Source organism: Acinetobacter sp. WCHA39 (assembly GCF_002165385.1).
GTDB lineage: Bacteria > Pseudomonadota > Gammaproteobacteria > Pseudomonadales > Moraxellaceae > Acinetobacter.
This window is the reverse complement of record NZ_NHRP01000020.1, coordinates 22,516-39,675: the sequence shown is the minus strand read 5'-3', so window position 1 is coordinate 39,675 and position 17,160 is coordinate 22,516. Positions and strand designations below refer to the sequence as shown.

Sequence of the window (17,160 nt, the reverse complement as noted above, 5' to 3'; positions counted from 1 at the left end):
TCTCCAAACATCAGTCAAGACAACCCTTTTACTGATGTGCCTTGATTGCGCCAATTCTTATTGAAATCCTTTCTCTCTATATTACCGATATAGGGAGTCATTTAATTTTTAAGGTAAATTGAATGAAAAAATTCTGGAAGTATTTATTAGTACTATTACTAGTACTAATAGTGATTGCTATTGCCTTTCTTTTTAGACCGATTACGTCTAAGGCAATTCAAACGAAAAATGATGAAACTGTTGTTGATGCTGTATTGGTCGGCGGTGGAATCATGAGTGCCACACTTGGTACTTACCTCAACGAGTTACAACCTGACTGGAACATCCGCATGTATGAACGTCTTGATGCAGTCGCACAAGAAAGTTCAAATGGCTTTAACAATGCGGGTACAGGACACTCTGGCTTTATGGAAATGAACTATACCGAAGAAAAAGACGGTAAAATGGACATTTCTAAAGCGGTTAAAGTGGCAAGCCAATTCGAAATTGCTAAGCAATTCTGGGCTTATCAAGTGAAACAAGGTGTATTAGAAACACCAAGTACATTCATTAACCCAGTACCACACATTGCATTCGTATGGGGCGATAACGTGAACTTCATGGAAAAGCGTTATGCTGCCATGATTCAAAATCCGTTATTCGCTGGCATGAAATTGAGTGAGGACAAAGCCGAAATTCAGCAGTGGGCACCATTGGTGATGGACGGTCGTGATCCTCAGCAAAAAGTGGCTGCAACTCGTATGGATGTTGGTTCTGACGTGAACTACGGTGCAATCACCAAGCAATTGATTAACAATCTCGAGAAAAGTCCAAACTTTAAACTCAGAAATTCGACTGAAGTCACTGGTATTAGTAAGAATGACGATAATACTTGGTCTGTTGCATTCAAAGATGTCAAATCTGGTGAAGTCAGTCATGTAAAAACACGTTTCGTGTTTATTGGTGCTGGCGGTGCTGCAATTAAATTATTGCAAATGACTGGTTTACCAGAAGCGCAACAATATGCGGGTTTCCCTGTGGGTGGTGAGTTCCTTGTGACTGAAAATCCTGCGGTAACAGCAAAACACACAGCCAAGGTCTATGGTCGTGCTGATCTGGGTGCGCCTCCAATGTCTGTTCCACATATCGATACCCGTTATATCGACGGTAAAAAATATGTGTTGTTTGGCCCATTTGCAACCTATTCAAACAAGTTCCTAAAACATGGTTCACAGCTTGATTTGCTTGCATCGACTAACAAAAACAACGTCTTGCCTATGGCTGCAATTGGTCTACAAAATGCTGATCTTGTTCAGTATCTAGTAAGCCAAGTGTTAATGTCTGATGCAGATCGTTTCAACGAGTTGAAAAAATACTACCCTGAAGCTGATCCTAAAGACTGGCATTTACAACAAGGTGGTCAACGCGTTCAGATCATCAAAAAAGAGCCAGGCAAACCTGCTAAATTGCAATTCGGTACAGAAATCTTTGCATCTAAAGACAAGTCTGTAACTGCATTGTTAGGTGCTTCTCCGGGTGCATCTACATCACCTTACATCATGCTTAACTTGCTTGAAAAAGCATTCCCTGAGCAGACTAAAGGTGTATGGAATGACAAATTGCATGAGATCGTACGTTCTTATGGTAAAGACCTTTCAACAGATCCAGCGTTGTTAGATCAAATCCGTCAATACTCAAGTGCAACTTTGGGCTTGAATTATACGACTCCAGCAAACTTAGTTCCTGCTAAGAAAGTAGAAAAAGCTGAAGCTGTTGCTCAATAAGTAACGCTAAATACATCAAAAAGGGAGGAGTTTTGGCTCTTCCCTTTTTCTCATTTTGTCTTTTATTTTTATACTATGCCTTCTGCTGCACCTCACTCTGCTTTTGCTGCATTTGCCAGTCGTGACTTTAAGTTATTGACTCTCAATCAATGCTGCCTGACTTTTGCGGTGCTGATTCAAGAGGTGCTGATTGCCTTTCATTTGTATCAAATCACCAAAAATCCACTTTTCATCGGTTTACTCGGGATCATGGATTTTTTACCTTTTATGGCGCTGTCTTTATGGGGTGGTTATATTGCTGATCGTTTTAATCGGCAACATATTTTACAAATCAGTTTTAGCTTTGCCATCCCCTTATCGATTGCTTTGTGGATCAGTTTTGATCTTTTCCACACCCAAACCATCAGTGCAAATTTATTATTAATCTCATCCTTGAGTATTTTATTTTTATTTGGCTGTATTTGCGGCATATACAGTCCCTGCTTTAATTCTTTACGTCCTTTTGTCGTACCCGAATATTTGTATACTAATGCAGCAACATGGACCAGCATGTGCTGGCAAGCTTGCGGCATACTTGCACCCGTGGTTGGCGGTTTTCTATTGGCGCATCTGGATTTGGATATTACTTTTAGCGTCATCGTGGCACTTTTTTTAAGTGGCAGTATTGCCCTCTGGTGTTTGCAAAAACGAGATTTTCCTCAAATCCAAACAGAATCGGTAACTCAAAGTCTAAAAGACGCACTACAATTTATTTTTAAAACCAAAATTATTTTTTGGGCGATGTTTCTCGATCTCGGCTCTGTTTTCTTTGGCGGCATCATCGCGCTACTGCCCATTTTTGCCCAAGATATTTTGCATGTCGGTGCCGATAGTTTTGGTCTATTACGCGCTGCGCCTGCATTTGGTGGCTTGGTCATGATGCTGATCTTGGTGCGTTACCCGCCCAAATCTAGACCGTGGCAGATCATGCTGATTGCCGTCACTGGCTTTGCACTATGCACCTTGTTATTTGCTGTTACCAGACACCTCTATTTTTCTATCGCAGTTCTCATTATTATGGGGGCATGTGACAGCATCAACATAATTATTCGTCAAACGATTCTGCAACTGATTCCACCCAAGGACATGCTTGGACGTGTCGCTGCCATTAATGGCATCTTTGTCACGTCCAGTAATGAACTGGGTGCATTGCAGTCCAGTGTGATGACACGCTTTTTTAGCGTGGTGCCCGCTATGTTGATTGGCGGTTCACTGTCTTTGTTCTGTGTGCTACTGACCAAGATCAAAACCAAAGATTTATTGAAGTTTCGTTTTTTAATCCCCCAAACAAACAGCTATTTAAAAAACCAATATCATATGAAACACACTTTGCCCGAATCTTCAGGTCCCTCCAAATTTATTATTTTTTCCGTTTTTATATGGCTACTGCTGATGTGGCTACAGTCGACCTATATTGTCATTATCGGGGGTCAAGCCTATCTGTTCTGGACTTCTTTGGGTCTGTTGATTCTGAACGTACTCAGCTTGCGCCCCAACATCTTAAAAAATCGAATTGCTCTGGCGATTACAGCACTACTGTTGCTCTATCTGGGCTTTCACTCTTTATTTTGCACCTATTTGATCATCGCTTTTTACTGTATTTTCTATTTATATGCGGGTGAATATAAACATAAATGCGCCATTAAGTTGATCAGCCTGTTTTTGATCATGATCGTTTTTGCAATCTACCAAAGCCAATCACTGCATGAACTGAAAAGCCATTATGCAAACTATGAAACGGGTGAAACATGGCAAAAATATGGTGCGCTATAAACCCTAACATTTATGTTTTTTGTGTTCTTGATCAAATCATTTTTTCTATATGTAACCATAAACTGAAGTGTATCCTGCAAAGTCAATTGAGCAGGTTTAGTGCCAATAGAAATTGATATTCGTGTCCTGTAGGATTAGTTTTGTGATCAAAATATCTTGATTGCGTTACTACACCGACTTTCTGCAATTGTTTTTCTAATTCAAGTGCTTGTTATTCGTACTTTTCTGTTTGAGATATTCAACATGTTGGCGATCTGTTTTCCATGAAGATTCCAATATTTCTTTTTCTATTCTGTAATGAATTCTTTTTTGCTTCATTGAACTGATTACTTCCTCATTGAAGCTCTTTACATAATTTATCCATGCCTTTCCACGAAATACATTTTCAGGCATCTCTGTTTTGAATTCACTTCTAGGAGTAAAAACAATAACTGAATGCAAATATTTTGGTTCAAGTATATCACTTAAAATCATCTCCAAAACTTTCATGTGTTTGTAGTTTTGATGTAATGGATTTTGAAATTTATAACTTTTTTTATAAATCTTTTGCGTCCATTGTTTCTGACGAGCACTACCAAAAATCCAACCCGTATAGTTTTTCGTTTCTATAATAAAAACACCGTAAGGACTTATTAGAATGTGATCAATTTGTGTTGTTCCCTGCTCTTGGTCAGGAATCGTACAGTTATTTAACAGAATATACTCATCGCCTAATGCTTTATCGACATGTACGGCAACCATGAGTTCACCCATCTTTCCTTTAAAATGGGGCGATTTCAAATAAGTAAGAACAGCTAAAATAATAATGATAAAAATAAAATAGAAAAGCATCTCTTCCCAATCACTTATAGTTTTGAAGTTTAAAATAATAAATCTAATACGTTATAAATATTATATTAATAACATAATCAATTAATTCAGACGTAAAAAAACCGCTAACTTAGCGGTTTTTTATCTCATCTTAAAGATGATGGTCGGAGCAGTAGGATTCGAACCTACGACCCCCTGGTCCCAAACCAGGTGCACTACCAGGCTGTGCTATGCTCCGAAATTGGGGTGAATGACGGGATTCGAACCCGCGACAACCGGAATCACAATCCGGGGCTCTACCAACTGAGCTACATCCACCATCAAAACTTTGATTCTACATACCAAGCTGCCAAATGGCGCGCCTGACAGGATTCGAACCTGTGACCATCCGCTTAGAAGGCGGATGCTCTATCCAACTGAGCTACAGGCGCATAACGATGATAATACTATCACGATACTTCGCCGATATTTAAAACTATGTTTTTCAACATATTTTAAATGGTCGGAGCAGTAGGATTCGAACCTACGACCCCCTGGTCCCAAACCAGGTGCACTACCAGGCTGTGCTATGCTCCGATTTCTTTTCAGCTTTTAGCGTATCGCACATCGTGCGGTACGGTGTGCATTCTAGGCGCGACGCCCTAGAACGTCAACACCTATTTTTCAAAAAAAGAATAAATCCTTATCAAATGTATATTTAACAAGCATTTTTAGACGTTTTAGCGTTTCAAAGAAGCACTAAAGTTCAACATTCGATCTAAGGGTAATTTCGCGCGTTCAGCAAGAGCAGGATCAACGTGTATTTCTTGATCGGCATGTTGTAATACATGCAAGATTCCATCCAGTTCATTCATCGCCATCCACGGACAATGTGCGCATGAACGACAAGTTGCCCCCTCACCTGCGGTTGGTGCTTCAAATAATTCTTTATCAGGCGCTGCTTGTTGCATTTTATAGAAAATACCGCGATCCGTTGCCACGATCATTTGTTTATGTGGCAAGGTCTGAGCTGCTTTAATCAGTTGCGAGGTGCTCCCCACCGCATCAGCAATATCCACTACTGATTCAGGTGACTCTGGATGAACTAAAACCGCTGCATCTGGATAGAGCGCTTTCATTTGCGCAATACCACGGGCACGGAATTCTTCATGCACGATACATGCACCATCCCACAACAACATTTCAGCGCCCGTTTTCTTTTGAATATAGCGACCTAAATGCTGATCTGGTGCCCAAATAATTTTTTCGCCCAAACTATCTAAATGTTCAATGATCTCAACCGCACAACTAGAAGTCACCACCCAGTCGGCACGCGCCTTCACTGCCGCCGAGGTGTTGGCATACACCACCACGGTATGGTCAGGATGCTGGTCACAGAATGCGGTGAACTCATCCACAGGACAACCCAAATCCAGTGAACAAGTTGCTTCCAAAGTTGACATCAACACTGTTTTCTCTGGTGAGAGAATCTTGGAGGTTTCGCCCATAAATTTCACCCCTGCCACCACCAGTGTTGTAGCAGGATGGTCACGACCAAAACGTGCCATTTCCAGTGAGTCAGAAACACAGCCACCCGTCAGTTCAGCAAGCTCTTGTACTTCAGGATCACAGTAATAGTGCGCCACCAGCACTGCATTTCGCTTTTTCAACTCAGCTGCAATTTGGGCAAACTTTTCTTGTTTCACTTCTGGGCTAAGACTATTGTCCTTTGGCTCGCCCAAACGATCTAAATGCGCCTGCACAATATTTTTGGCTTCGTTCGCAATTAAATTCGCATCATTCATAAAGCGTCTTCTCTATCCTGCGTGCTTGCATCGCTGCAAACTTATAACGTGGGTATCTTGGTGAGCATTTAGTTAATATCACACTATCCACATACCAGCTTATAAAAAAAGCCTCACTGTGGAGGCTTTATTATAACGCAAATTTATGAACGATAATCGGCATTAATTTTGACATAGTCATAAGAAAAGTCACAGGTATAAACCGTGTCTTTAGCTGTACCACGACCGAGGTCAATACGAATGCTAATTTCCTTTTCAGCCATGACGGCTGCACCTGCTTCTTCAGTATAATCTGGGTTTGCACCACCATCTAAGCAAATCTGAACATCACCTAACCAAACTTGTACTTTACTACTATCTAGGTTGGGTACACCTGCCTTACCAATCGCCATCACAATTCGCCCCCAGTTTGGATCTGAAGCGAATAAAGCAGTTTTAATTAAAGGCGACTCAGCAACGCTATAGGCAACATCACAACATTCTTGAGTATTTTCTCCACCATCAACCTGTACAGTAATGAACTTGGTCGCACCTTCACCATCACGCACAATCAATTGCGCTAAACGGTTCATAATACGCGCTAGCACATCAAGAACCTGTTGATAACGTGCATCCTCTTGGCTCTGAATCTCAACACCACCTGCTAATCCAGTTGCCACAAAAATACAAGAATCATTGGTTGATGTATCACCATCAATGGTAATACGGTTAAATGAATGCTCAACCGTGGTTTGCAGTAACCGCTGTACCATTTCACGGCTAATCGGCGCATCGGTTGCCACAAAGCTGAGCATGGTCGCCATATTTGGACGAATCATGCCTGCACCTTTACTAATCCCCGTCATCGTATAAGTTACGCCGTCCAGTTCAAACTGCTCAGATGCACCTTTTGGTGTGGTATCTGTGGTCATAATACCTGATGCAGCATCCGCCCAACGATCAGCATTTAAATCATTTAATGCAGGTTGAATACCTTGCACTAAACGTTCAATTGGCAACTGCTCACCAATCACACCCGTTGAAAACGGTAAAATCTGATTGGTTTGCACGCCTGCTAACTCAGCCAACTTGGCACAAGTAGCTTCTGCATTTTTATAACCGACTGTGCCTGTTGCAGCATTGGCATTGCCTGTGTTGATAATCAAGTAACGTGGTGTATTTTCTGCTAAATGCTTTTTACTCAATTGAACAGGCGCAGCAGCAAAAGCGCTTTGGGTAAACACCCCTGCAACGTTTGAGCCTTCAGCAAATTCAAAAATGACCAGATCGCGTCGGTTTGGATAACGGACATACGCCTCAGTTGAGCCAATTTTTACACCCTGCACCACATGCATAAGTGGCATAGTTACGTCACCAACAGCCATTTTTAAACTTCCATTCAATTTGTTATGAAAAAGAAAATGAATACATACCCTATATATGAGACTCGGAAAGGTCATCGACAACCTGCGTGGTATTTGTAATATCCCGTTTCTGCGATAGATAAAACAAATGCAACAAGTGAACAGGTTTTGTAGATGACAATGCCTTTGGTTACTTTGGGCGAAACCAAAGTAACTCGAACCGAAGGTTATTCCTAATATTGAATTACACTAAGCAAGACACCGCCTCGCGAATAACTGAGTTACGGTTCAAGTCATAAAATATGTCGATTCATATCTGTTAAGTAGCTTATTCCAAAAAGAAATGAAAATCGAGTATTAACACTACAGATTATGGAATTTGGCTTTGCTCTAAACTCAGTAAAATCTGCTTCTTATCCAAACCACCTGCAAAACCAACTAATGCCCCACTCGAACCAATCACCCGATGACATGGCGCAATAATCGAAATCGGATTCTTACCATTGGCTGCCCCAACAGCACGCACTGCTTTTTCATTACCAATCTGAACGGCTATTTCCTTATAACTACGTGTTTCGCCATATGGAATAGTTAATAAAGTCTGCCAAACCTGTTGTTGAAAATCTGTCCCTTGAAAGTCCAAAGGTAAATCAAATTGCTGACGTTGCCCTGCAAAATACTGTTCTAATTGTTTTTTAACTCGAAGTAACATCGGATGTTGATGATCTTCTATCAGTTCAGCCAGTCGAACTCGTTTATGATCTTCATTGTCCCACATCACGGCGACCAGTGCATGATCATGAGCAACCAGTTTTAATGCACCCACAGGAGAATCCATGTACATATACACCAGTTGCATTACACTCTCCTTAAACAATTAATTTGATGACAATTTCATCAACATTAAGCCAGATACAATTAATATTGCAGCAATCATTCGCATCGCAGTCATTGGTTCATTTAAAACCATGATACCAACAATAAATGATCCTATCGCACCAATTCCCGTCCAAACTGTATAAGCTGTACCCAAAGGCAACGATCGCATTGCAATTGACAATAATACGACACTTAAAATCATAAAAATGAGGGTCACGATACTTGGCGTTAGCTTGGTAAAACCCTCAGACATCTTCATTGAATATGCCCAAATAATTTCAAAAATACCCGCCAAAATTAAAATTGCCCATGCCATTTTTCACACTCAACCTTAACAAGAGTTGGGTCGTCCCAACGTGATGCTTTTGAAGTGAGGTCGTCCTCTTAGGAAAAGCAGTGTACTGTAAAATTTCGAGATTATGTGAAAGGTTATGTATGGCTTCCAGTGCAGTATTTTAAAAATTAAAAGCTTTATCTAAGGTTAAGATTTACTGCCATGAAATCTGATCGACCTGCATTAGCTCACATGCCCCGTTTCCTGTATCTTCACGGGATAAAGAACTTTTCCAATGCCAGCCATCTTTTGTCTGGATTTCGATTAAAGAACCCTTTAAATAGACTAAATCATCTTTTTTAATTTTTTTCATTTGAGATGCGACATAAGCATTGGCAGGAACCAGATGCATATTGGCACTATGCGTTGCGATTTCTCGCAAAGAAATAGGCGGTTGATGATCTATACGCCAGTGATACCAACGATTACTTTGTGATACATCAATTTGTTTATAGATCTGCGGATTTGCCATATCTCCCCAACCAACAGCAATATCCATTGGTGAAAATTCAGCTTCACGCCCTAAATTGTAGTCTTCTCTAGAAAGCACACGAAATGCGCCTTCATAACGCTCTAATGCATTAATCTGTACGCCTTGTTGAGTGGTCATTTGACTAATATTTGGCGCTGGTTTTAATACCTGTGTCCAAACCAACCATACGATAGCCAATCCTAGTAGGCCATACATCCATCTTGGCATGCTTAATTATCCTTCTTTCCTTGTAAGCATTTTATCCATTGCTTTAAATGATTGAAGCATGAAATTAAAAAATGACTTAAAGCACTTAAATAACTATCCTGTGACTCATTTTTATGCTCCTGTAAAGTTGCAGTATCTGTATTCAAAGTATTCATTTCTAAAGGTTCATAATGTGACAAAGTTTGTTGTAACTCAGCTCCCAAGCTCAAGCGAATTAGAGCAATTGTCACCTCATCAATTCCGTAATGATGATATAAAGTTAGATGACGTGTATCCAAATCAATACTATGTTCAACTAAAATTTCAGCAAATGGCAATAATGCTTTTCGAACCCGTTGTACTTCCACCAAACTACTCATGTGTGGAATATAATAAAAACTGACTTTCATACTGCCGCCATCACGTGGAACAGTGTCAAATTGAGTTATCAAATTTTGTGTTTTTTCTCTCCGACTTAGAGATTCATTTGCTTTATCAGTTATTAAATTGTCTTGTTGTTCTAAAGTCATTTATGCACCATGAATGACTCAAAAGAGATACTGCTAGTATAAACCAACAGTATCTCAGGATAGTGACATTTTAGACAAAGGATCAGAACTTTAACGTAAGTCCCAAACCATATAGCCAACCTTTTTTACTGTCTGTAGCCGACTGTAATTCGGTTTGTTTCAAACCTTTGTTGTATGCATAAGCGACATCAATAAATGGCATGATTTTTTTACTGATTTCATAACGCGTTTGCAGACCTATCTGAAGTTTAGATAATCCAGATTTATTTGCATAACTTGACTCATCATTGAATATTACATCTGCATTCAAATAAGGTTGAGCAATCAACTTTTGCGTAAATAATACATCCCGTGTTGTTTCCAAACTCAGTTGCCAGCGTTGGTTTTGACCTGCATAAATATAGGCTTCGGTTTCAAAAAAATACGGCGCTAGACCATGTAATCCCAATACCGCGTCCCATTGATTTTTATCATGCTTTTGCTCAGGCTGATATTGATAACGAACACCTGTTTGTACATCCCAAAAGTCAGCAACATTGCGGCTGTATAACAGCTTTGTTTCGGTTTGAGTTTTTTCCGATTCTGCTTTTTCAACATGTGCTTGAATGAATATTTTATTTTTATCACTTCCCACCCATGTTTTTAGCTCAGTACTGGCACTGCCTCGACCATCGTCATCAACGATCCATGCATTTTTAATCGCTGTGGCTTGATAAATTTGTACACCATGTTCACGATGATGATCATGTGTATCATGTTGAATATCAGATGGTACTTGCTTTAATTCAGGTTGATGTTCTGAATGATCAACAGGAGATGATGTCTCCATCAATATATTCTGTTGTACCGACTGATCCATTTGCATCATTTGATCATGCCCCTCATGTGCAAATGCAAATACACTCAAACAAGAAACCATGCCACCAATTGCCAATAATTGTGTATAGCGTTTCATCGTAGAAGCTTGCTTAGTGATGTGCATGGCTCACTCCTTGAGTAGGTTGAACAGACATAGTTTGTGAAACGTTGCTGCCATCGACATTTGCGACAATCAATTTACTCATCATGCCCGCACTCATGTGGTATAACAGATGACAATGAATCGCCCATTCACCGAGCTCATCCGCAGTCAGTAGAGCTGTAACAGTTTTGCCCGGCGGCACGATCACCGTATGTTTATTTGGCATATCCTGCGGTGCCTGACCATTCTCCAACTGCATAAACATGCCATGTAAATGCATTGGATGCGCCATCATACTTTCATTCACAAATTTGAGACGGATACGTTCGCCATAACGCACGGTTAAAGGTTTGAAGTCAGGATCACTAAACTTTTTACCATCAATCGTCCAGATGTAACGCTCCATCGTGCCCCCAAGACGAATCACCAATTCTCGCTCTGCTGGACGACTATAACGCTCAGGTTGTGATTGCAACGACTTCAAATCTGCATAAGTTAAGGCTTTCTGACCGATTGGTGTTGCTGCATTCGCCCAGCCCTGAACGGTATCTGAAGTTGTTTTTTCAGAAGATACCACCATCTGGTGTTGGCTATGATCTGAGGGCGTTACTGAAGCTGACATATCCATCTGACCGTGTGCACTATGATCCATACCCGACATGTTCATCTGACCATGTGAACTATGATCCATTTTCGACATGTCCATTTTTTCATGTGAGCGATGATCCATCGCTGTTTTTTGCATCGGTGTAACTGGTGCTTTACCTTGAGGCATCTGATGCTGACTATGATTCATATTGGCCATATTCACTGGCTGATCTGAACCATGGTCCATTTTGCTCATATCCATCTGACCATGCGAACCATGATCCATGCCCATATCTTCCATCGTCAATAATGCACGTGGGCGCGCTTTAGGAATCTGAACCTTTTGCGTATTCGGTGTCATGCTATTGTGCAATGAAGCAATTGCAAAACCAGAACGGTCGATTGATTCAGCTTCAATTTGATAATGTGCCTGCTTAGGTTCCACTAACACATCATAAGTTTCTGCTGTGCCAATACGAAACTCATCCACAGGAACGGGTTTCACTGGCTGACCATCGGCACTAACGACTGTCATTTTTAGGTTGGGAATACGCACATCAAAAAAAGACATGGCTGACGCATTGATAAAGCGCAAACGAATCTTTTCACCCATTTTAAAAGCGCCTGTCCAATTTTGTTGAGGTGTTTTCCCATTCACCAAGAAAGTATAACCAGTGACATCAGATAAATCGGTTTTGAGCATCCGCATCTGGTTCCACATCGAACGATCTTGCCACGTTGCTTTTAAACCGTCTTGTTTCACCTGCTTCCAGACATCACCCACCGTTTCACGTTGGTTTTGGTAATACTCAGCCGACTTCTTCAAATTTGCCATGATCTTGTCGCTTTCCGTTTCATGAAAATCAGACAACATCACCACATAGTCACGCTCAGCTTTTTCATATGCGGCAACAGGCTGTTTTCCTTTTGGATAAATCACCAGAGGACCATATAAACCATCCTGTTCCTGTCCTTTACTATGCGCGTGATACCAATAAGTTCCATTTTGTCGAACTTTAAAACGATACTCAAAACTGCCATTCGGCTTAATACTTTTAAAGCCATTAAAACCAGGTACACCGTCCATCAATCCTGGCAAAAGTAATCCATGCCAATGTAATGACGTATCTTGATCTTTGAGTTGATTATGCACATGAATGACCGCTTCATCCCCTTCTTCAAACTCTAATAACGGCGCAATAAATTTGCCATTTACCGTAATACGTTTGACAGGTTTTCCAGTAACATTGACCATTCCTTGATCAATGTTCAGATGATATTCTTTTATTGCAGCCAAAGTATAAGGCGCAAAAATTAGACTTAAGCCAGCAATGACACCAGCATATATTTTTGAGGACATAATATTTTCCTAATCTGTGAACTATTTTTAACTCGCTCGTTGAAGCGAAAAAGAGCTTCTAAGACAGATTAGGTTCTAGGAGGACGTAAAATTTCTTGCCAATGCCCTGCAAGATGACGAGCTTGATACTCAGTATTTTTATAAGTGTTTAGCTCAAAAAAAGGTGAAACAGACAGGCTTGGAATTTGTTGATCGAGTGCAAAATTAATCGTTTGGCAATGTGAAATATTATTACAATCGGGGCAATGTTGCTGATCTTGCATTTGTTCATCATGGCATTTAAACACATCGGTTACATCATGCGACATATCCATTTGATGATGCGGACGTGTCATCTGTTGATCATGACATGGTATCACCTGCGCTGTAGGCATCTTTTGATCAAGTTGAATCTTTTGGACTGCTGCAATAGACGCACCGCTTCCCCCGATGAAAAATATCATCAGGAATACAAACCATAGATGCTTGTATTTTTTATGAAGTTGCACTAAATATCCTTGGATCAATCATCAAATGAATGCGATTTACTTAGCATAATTTCTTTCTATCTTATGCACAATCTACTTTATGTTCAATTATGCTAATTCCTTGCATTTAAGCAACAGAATTGCCGATTTATCAAACGAAAAAGAATAAAATACGTTATGAACAAAAATAAAGCAAAATAAAGGACTTGATGCACAAAAAAAGGACAAAAATTTGTCCTTTTTTGATATTTTTGTTGAGAATATAAACAACTGAAATCATTTTGTTTATTTTAACAACATCTTATCCACTTGCTTATCAACACGGTTATCCACCCAGTTATAAACAAAGTTATCCACAACCTTATGTGAAAAATAGGATGAAAACACTAAATGTCTTTTGCACCAACTTGAGCTAATTCTGCACGCATTTGATCAATTACAGTTTTATAGTCAGGTTGACCAAAAATTGCCGAACCAGCTACAAACATATCCGCACCCGCTTCAGCAATTTCACGAATATTTGCTGGGCCAACACCACCATCAACCTCTAAACGAATATCAAGACCGCTGGCATCAATGATTTTGCGTGCTTGGCGAAGTTTCTCCAATGTCATTGGAATAAATTTTTGCCCACCAAAACCAGGGTTCACACTCATCAATAAAATTTGATCTACTTTATCGAGAACATAATCAAGGTAATGTAAAGGGGTTGCTGGATTGAAAACTAAACCTGCTTTAGCACCACCCGCCTTGATCAGTTGTAAAGAACGATCAATATGATCCGTTGCTTCTGGATGGAAAGTAATAATATCTGCGCCTGCCTCCAAAAAATCACCGATCATACGATCAACAGGTGAAACCATCAGATGCACATCAATTGGCGCCTTAATTCCATAATTTTTCAATGCCTTACAAATACCTGCACCAAAAGTTAAGTTTGGTACATAATGGTTATCCATGACATCAAAATGCACAACGTCTGCACCCCCAGCTAAAACTTTTTCTACATCTTCACCTAAACGTGCAAAATCAGCAGATAAAATCGAAGGAGCAATTAAATAAGGCTTGGACATGAATGACCTGGCAAACTTTGAAAAATGATAATTGAATTATAACAAATTCATCGGCTTTAGGCTGTTACAAAGATACGATTACGACATTGCAAACTTGCAACAACACGTTGCATGAATACTGTTTTTAACTGCATACGATTTTGCTATTTTTAATGGTGAAATCATATGCAGTTAAAAAATGAATAGTACGACACAAATTACAACTCACGATGGTAAACGTATCAGTAAACGTTTATTGAATCACTGGAAGCACAAATTTGAAGTATCAGAGACTGAGCTGTATTCAAAAATTTTTATGCCGACAGCAACAGTGACGCTTACACCACAAGAACAGCATTTAGATGTATTGATTGAAAATCAGCAAGAAGATGTTGCTCGTCTAGAACAGGTGGTTATTGATCATTTAAATCGTATGGCACAACAAGAGTTTATTGTTGAATGGCAGCATCATTAAAAAGAAGCTCAATCGAGCTTCTTTTTTTAAGCCATTCCCTTTTCTAACTGAATCGCATGAAATTGCAGATGATCATCAATAAAACTTTGAATAAAGTAATAACCATGATCGTAGCCTTTGTGCTGGCGTAAAGTTAAATGTTGCCCTGCTTCTAGACAAGCTTGCTTAAACTTTTTAGGATTTAATTGAGCATAAAACTGATCTTCTAGACCTTGATCAATTAAAATTTCCGCAAAGACTCCACCCTTTTGCTGAACTAAAGCCGTTGCATCATGTGCTAACCATTGCTGTTGATCTGTACCTAAATAGTGACTAAATGCCTTTTCTCCCCACGGACAAATACTTGGCGCACAAATCGGAGCAAAAGCTGAAACCGATTTAAATTGCTCTGGGTGTTTAAACGCCAAGGTTAATGCACCATGCCCTCCCATTGAATGACCAAAAATTCCAATCTGACTTTCAATAATCGGAAATGCTTGTAAAACATGTGCATAAAGTTCATCAACCAAATAAGACTCCATTTGGTAATGTTCAGCCCAAGGTTGTTGAATAGCATTGATATAAAAGCCTGCACCCTGACCAATATCCCAATGATCACCCTGTGCAACTCCCTCTCCACGCGGAGAGGTATCAGGACAAATTAAAATCAGACTCAGCCGAGCTGCCATACGTTGTGCATGTGCTTTAATCGCAAAGGTGTCTTCAGTGCAAGTTAAACCCGCAAGATAAAATAATGCTGAACAAGGCTTTCCTTCTAAAGCAGCAGGAGGTAAATACACTCCAACTTTGGTTAGACCTTTAAGATGCTGTGATTCCAGTTGATAAATACGCTGTTCACCTTCAAAACAACGATTTTTTTGCAGTAGCTGCATGTTGATTATCCTGTGTTTTTGTAATGTCTGTTGTTGTGATATTTTGCGTTGGGAATAAATACGGCTCAAGTTGTGGCAACATCAATTCCATGTTACGACCGATAGCCCATTGCGGCTCGGATGGTTCAAATCCTTGAGCTGTTTCCCACTGTGTCACAGTTTGTTTAGACTGATCAAATGCTTTTTTCATTGAGGATTGTTCACGCATCGCCAAATCGAAGAAAGCACGACCAAAATAAGTGTAATCCGCTTCATTATTACAACCAAAAGAGGTTTTATCTGCGGCTGAAGCAGTAATAATTAAGGTTTCAGGTGACTGTAATGCTGGAATAAAACTTCCTGAATAACACGCTGAAATTACAATCACTCGCCAACGAATACCTGATTTATCGAGCGTTTCACGTAGCCATTTCGGGTCGACTTGCCCTAATTCTAATGGTGCATTTTCGAGTTCAAAATGATTACGCTCACCGTGGGATGTCATATAAAGAAATAATACATCGCTATCACGGTTCATCTGCTGACCAATCCGACGCAACGCTAACTCAATACTGGTTTTAGACGCAATTGGAACATCTAAACGTGTCGCAGGATTATTAATCAACATAATGGAACGTCCAAACGTTCCAAAACGAGTATCAAATTGCTCTCTAATGCGCTCAATTTCAGATTTGAAAACATCAGCGTAGCTATCCCCAGCTACGCCCATAAAATACCAATGGCTTTTCGCAATATCACCATATTGGATTTGATCTAAAGCTTTGTCCAACACATGACTTTGCGCATAAAAAGCATCTTCAGCAAAACTTGGTGGTGTTTCTTCAACTTTCCAAATCGGTTGATCTTTTACCGAAAGCTGCCAAACCACCATGGTTGCAATAGTCGCAATAAAAACTAAAGCACGCTCCCACCACGGCCAATTTAATGCCCGTGAAAATACCCAAATCACAGCCAGACTTTGCCAAACAAATAGTCCAACAAATAATGGTGGTAAGAAACCATTATAGATTGAATCGGGAATGAAATTTAGATAGCCATTTGAACCTAAATATTGGATCAAACACTGTAATAATAAGATATTGGTATCAAGCACTAACCATAATAATGCGGGTACAAGCATTAAACGGGCTTGGTTCATGCGTTGCGAAAGGAAAATCCCCACAATTAAGGCAATAAAAGGCCACAGTGCGTAACCAATCAAACCTTGAGGGTTGAACTCACCAATTTGCCCTGCCACCAACCAGCTATAAAGTGAGTTGGTACAACCACCTAAAATACCCCAAATAATGAGCTGGGTAATTGATGGATGAACAATCTGTAAGGAACGTCGAGACCCAAGGAACAACCACATTCCAGCAATTTGGTTACTTTTAAAATCATGCCAGATATTAATGGAAGGTTTGAGGTCGATCATAAAGTTCTTCGGGTATTTCTCTTTTCAAGCTTAGATT

General features: G+C 40.0%; 15 protein-coding genes, 4 tRNA genes and 1 pseudogene. 3 read left to right on the top strand and 17 right to left on the bottom strand.

Features of this window, described 5'->3' with window-relative positions; genetic code table 11:
- Window positions 1-122: 122 nt before the first annotated feature.
- Window positions 123-1,763: a malate dehydrogenase (quinone) gene (gene mqo, locus CDG56_RS11245; RefSeq protein ID WP_087547904.1), complete on the top strand. Its 1,641-nt coding sequence runs from the start codon at window positions 123-125 to the stop codon at window positions 1,761-1,763.
- A 75-nt stretch (window positions 1,764-1,838) separates the two neighbouring features.
- Window positions 1,839-3,077: pseudogene (locus tag CDG56_RS11240) on the top strand (MFS transporter); the annotation flags it as partial.
- Between the two features lie 693 nt (window positions 3,078-3,770).
- Here the strand turns inward: CDG56_RS11240 and CDG56_RS11235 are convergent.
- From CDG56_RS11235 to rpe, 15 genes are all read right to left on the bottom strand, one after another.
- A complete protein-coding gene (locus CDG56_RS11235) occupies window positions 3,771-4,406 on the bottom strand; it encodes a nuclease-related domain-containing protein (RefSeq protein ID WP_087547903.1) in 636 nt (211 codons plus the stop codon).
- A 140-nt stretch (window positions 4,407-4,546) separates the two neighbouring features.
- Window positions 4,547-4,623, bottom strand: a tRNA-Pro gene (locus CDG56_RS11230).
- Window positions 4,624-4,627: 4 nt separating this feature from the next.
- Window positions 4,628-4,703, bottom strand: a tRNA-His gene (locus CDG56_RS11225).
- Window positions 4,704-4,739: 36 nt separating this feature from the next.
- Window positions 4,740-4,816, bottom strand: a tRNA-Arg gene (locus tag CDG56_RS11220).
- A 68-nt stretch (window positions 4,817-4,884) separates the two neighbouring features.
- Window positions 4,885-4,961, bottom strand: a tRNA-Pro gene (locus CDG56_RS11215).
- 143 nt (window positions 4,962-5,104) lie between these two features.
- Window positions 5,105-6,169 (bottom strand): quinolinate synthase NadA, encoded by a 1,065-nt coding sequence (gene nadA / locus CDG56_RS11210; protein ID WP_087547902.1) that lies wholly within the window; start codon window positions 6,167-6,169, stop codon window positions 5,105-5,107.
- Window positions 6,170-6,312: 143 nt separating this feature from the next.
- Complete coding sequence (argJ, locus tag CDG56_RS11205) at window positions 6,313-7,533, bottom strand: bifunctional glutamate N-acetyltransferase/amino-acid acetyltransferase ArgJ (RefSeq protein WP_005158682.1); 1,221 nt, start codon at window positions 7,531-7,533, stop codon at window positions 6,313-6,315.
- 349 nt (window positions 7,534-7,882) lie between these two features.
- Window positions 7,883-8,371, bottom strand: coding sequence for a methylated-DNA--[protein]-cysteine S-methyltransferase (locus tag CDG56_RS11200; RefSeq protein WP_087547901.1), 489 nt, complete (start codon window positions 8,369-8,371; stop codon window positions 7,883-7,885).
- A gap of 18 nt (window positions 8,372-8,389) precedes the next feature.
- Window positions 8,390-8,707 (bottom strand): DMT family transporter, encoded by a 318-nt coding sequence (locus tag CDG56_RS11195; protein WP_087547900.1) that lies wholly within the window; start codon window positions 8,705-8,707, stop codon window positions 8,390-8,392.
- 172 nt (window positions 8,708-8,879) lie between these two features.
- The gene (locus CDG56_RS11190) at window positions 8,880-9,425 is read right to left on the bottom strand and encodes a hypothetical protein (RefSeq protein WP_087547899.1); all 546 of its coding nucleotides are present in this window, start codon (window positions 9,423-9,425) and stop codon (window positions 8,880-8,882) included.
- 2 nt (window positions 9,426-9,427) lie between these two features.
- Complete coding sequence (locus CDG56_RS11185; RefSeq protein WP_087547898.1) at window positions 9,428-9,934, bottom strand: cobalt transporter; 507 nt, start codon at window positions 9,932-9,934, stop codon at window positions 9,428-9,430.
- An 82-nt stretch (window positions 9,935-10,016) separates the two neighbouring features.
- Window positions 10,017-10,916, bottom strand: a complete 900-nt coding sequence (locus CDG56_RS11180; RefSeq protein ID WP_087547897.1) for a copper resistance protein B — start codon at window positions 10,914-10,916, stop codon at window positions 10,017-10,019.
- Window positions 10,903-12,843, bottom strand: a complete 1,941-nt coding sequence (locus tag CDG56_RS11175) for a copper resistance system multicopper oxidase (RefSeq protein WP_087547896.1) — start codon at window positions 12,841-12,843, stop codon at window positions 10,903-10,905. Before CDG56_RS11175 ends, CDG56_RS11180 begins: the two co-directional genes overlap by 14 nt.
- A 68-nt stretch (window positions 12,844-12,911) precedes the next feature.
- Window positions 12,912-13,331 carry a hypothetical protein gene (locus CDG56_RS11170; RefSeq protein ID WP_087547895.1) on the bottom strand — a complete coding sequence of 140 codons (420 nt, stop codon included), beginning with the start codon at window positions 13,329-13,331 and terminating at the stop codon, window positions 12,912-12,914.
- Window positions 13,332-13,696: 365 nt separating this feature from the next.
- Window positions 13,697-14,383 carry a ribulose-phosphate 3-epimerase gene (gene rpe, locus CDG56_RS11165; protein WP_087547894.1) on the bottom strand — a complete coding sequence of 229 codons (687 nt, stop codon included), beginning with the start codon at window positions 14,381-14,383 and terminating at the stop codon, window positions 13,697-13,699.
- A gap of 178 nt (window positions 14,384-14,561) precedes the next feature.
- Here rpe and CDG56_RS11160 point away from each other — a divergent pair, with 178 nt between their 5' ends.
- Entirely contained in the window at window positions 14,562-14,837 is a 276-nt protein-coding gene (locus CDG56_RS11160) for a DUF2218 domain-containing protein (RefSeq protein ID WP_087547893.1), read from the top strand.
- A gap of 26 nt (window positions 14,838-14,863) precedes the next feature.
- Here the strand turns inward: CDG56_RS11160 and fghA are convergent, their stop codons facing one another.
- Window positions 14,864-15,709, bottom strand: a complete 846-nt coding sequence (gene fghA, locus CDG56_RS11155; RefSeq protein ID WP_087547892.1) for an S-formylglutathione hydrolase — start codon at window positions 15,707-15,709, stop codon at window positions 14,864-14,866.
- Entirely contained in the window at window positions 15,678-17,123 is a 1,446-nt protein-coding gene (locus tag CDG56_RS11150) for a C13 family peptidase (RefSeq protein WP_087536806.1), read from the bottom strand. The genes fghA and CDG56_RS11150 overlap by 32 nt, the downstream gene beginning before the upstream one ends.
- Window positions 17,124-17,160: the final 37 nt, after the last annotated feature.

Coding starts and splice junctions, on each gene's coding strand:
- mqo (WP_087547904.1), top strand. CDS start 123: ATGAAAAAATTCTGGAAGTATTTATTAGTACTATTACTAGTACTAATA.
- CDG56_RS11235 (WP_087547903.1), bottom strand. CDS start 4,406: ATGCTTTTCTATTTTATTTTTATCATTATTATTTTAGCTGTTCTTACT.
- nadA (WP_087547902.1), bottom strand. CDS start 6,169: ATGAATGATGCGAATTTAATTGCGAACGAAGCCAAAAATATTGTGCAG.
- argJ (WP_005158682.1), bottom strand. CDS start 7,533: ATGGCTGTTGGTGACGTAACTATGCCACTTATGCATGTGGTGCAGGGT.
- CDG56_RS11200 (WP_087547901.1), bottom strand. CDS start 8,371: ATGCAACTGGTGTATATGTACATGGATTCTCCTGTGGGTGCATTAAAA.
- CDG56_RS11195 (WP_087547900.1), bottom strand. CDS start 8,707: ATGGCATGGGCAATTTTAATTTTGGCGGGTATTTTTGAAATTATTTGG.
- CDG56_RS11190 (WP_087547899.1), bottom strand. CDS start 9,425: ATGCCAAGATGGATGTATGGCCTACTAGGATTGGCTATCGTATGGTTG.
- CDG56_RS11185 (WP_087547898.1), bottom strand. CDS start 9,934: ATGACTTTAGAACAACAAGACAATTTAATAACTGATAAAGCAAATGAA.
- CDG56_RS11180 (WP_087547897.1), bottom strand. CDS start 10,916: ATGCACATCACTAAGCAAGCTTCTACGATGAAACGCTATACACAATTA.
- CDG56_RS11175 (WP_087547896.1), bottom strand. CDS start 12,843: ATGTCCTCAAAAATATATGCTGGTGTCATTGCTGGCTTAAGTCTAATT.
- rpe (WP_087547894.1), bottom strand. CDS start 14,383: ATGTCCAAGCCTTATTTAATTGCTCCTTCGATTTTATCTGCTGATTTT.
- CDG56_RS11160 (WP_087547893.1), top strand. CDS start 14,562: ATGAATAGTACGACACAAATTACAACTCACGATGGTAAACGTATCAGT.
- fghA (WP_087547892.1), bottom strand. CDS start 15,709: ATGCAGCTACTGCAAAAAAATCGTTGTTTTGAAGGTGAACAGCGTATT.
- CDG56_RS11150 (WP_087536806.1), bottom strand. CDS start 17,123: ATGATCGACCTCAAACCTTCCATTAATATCTGGCATGATTTTAAAAGT.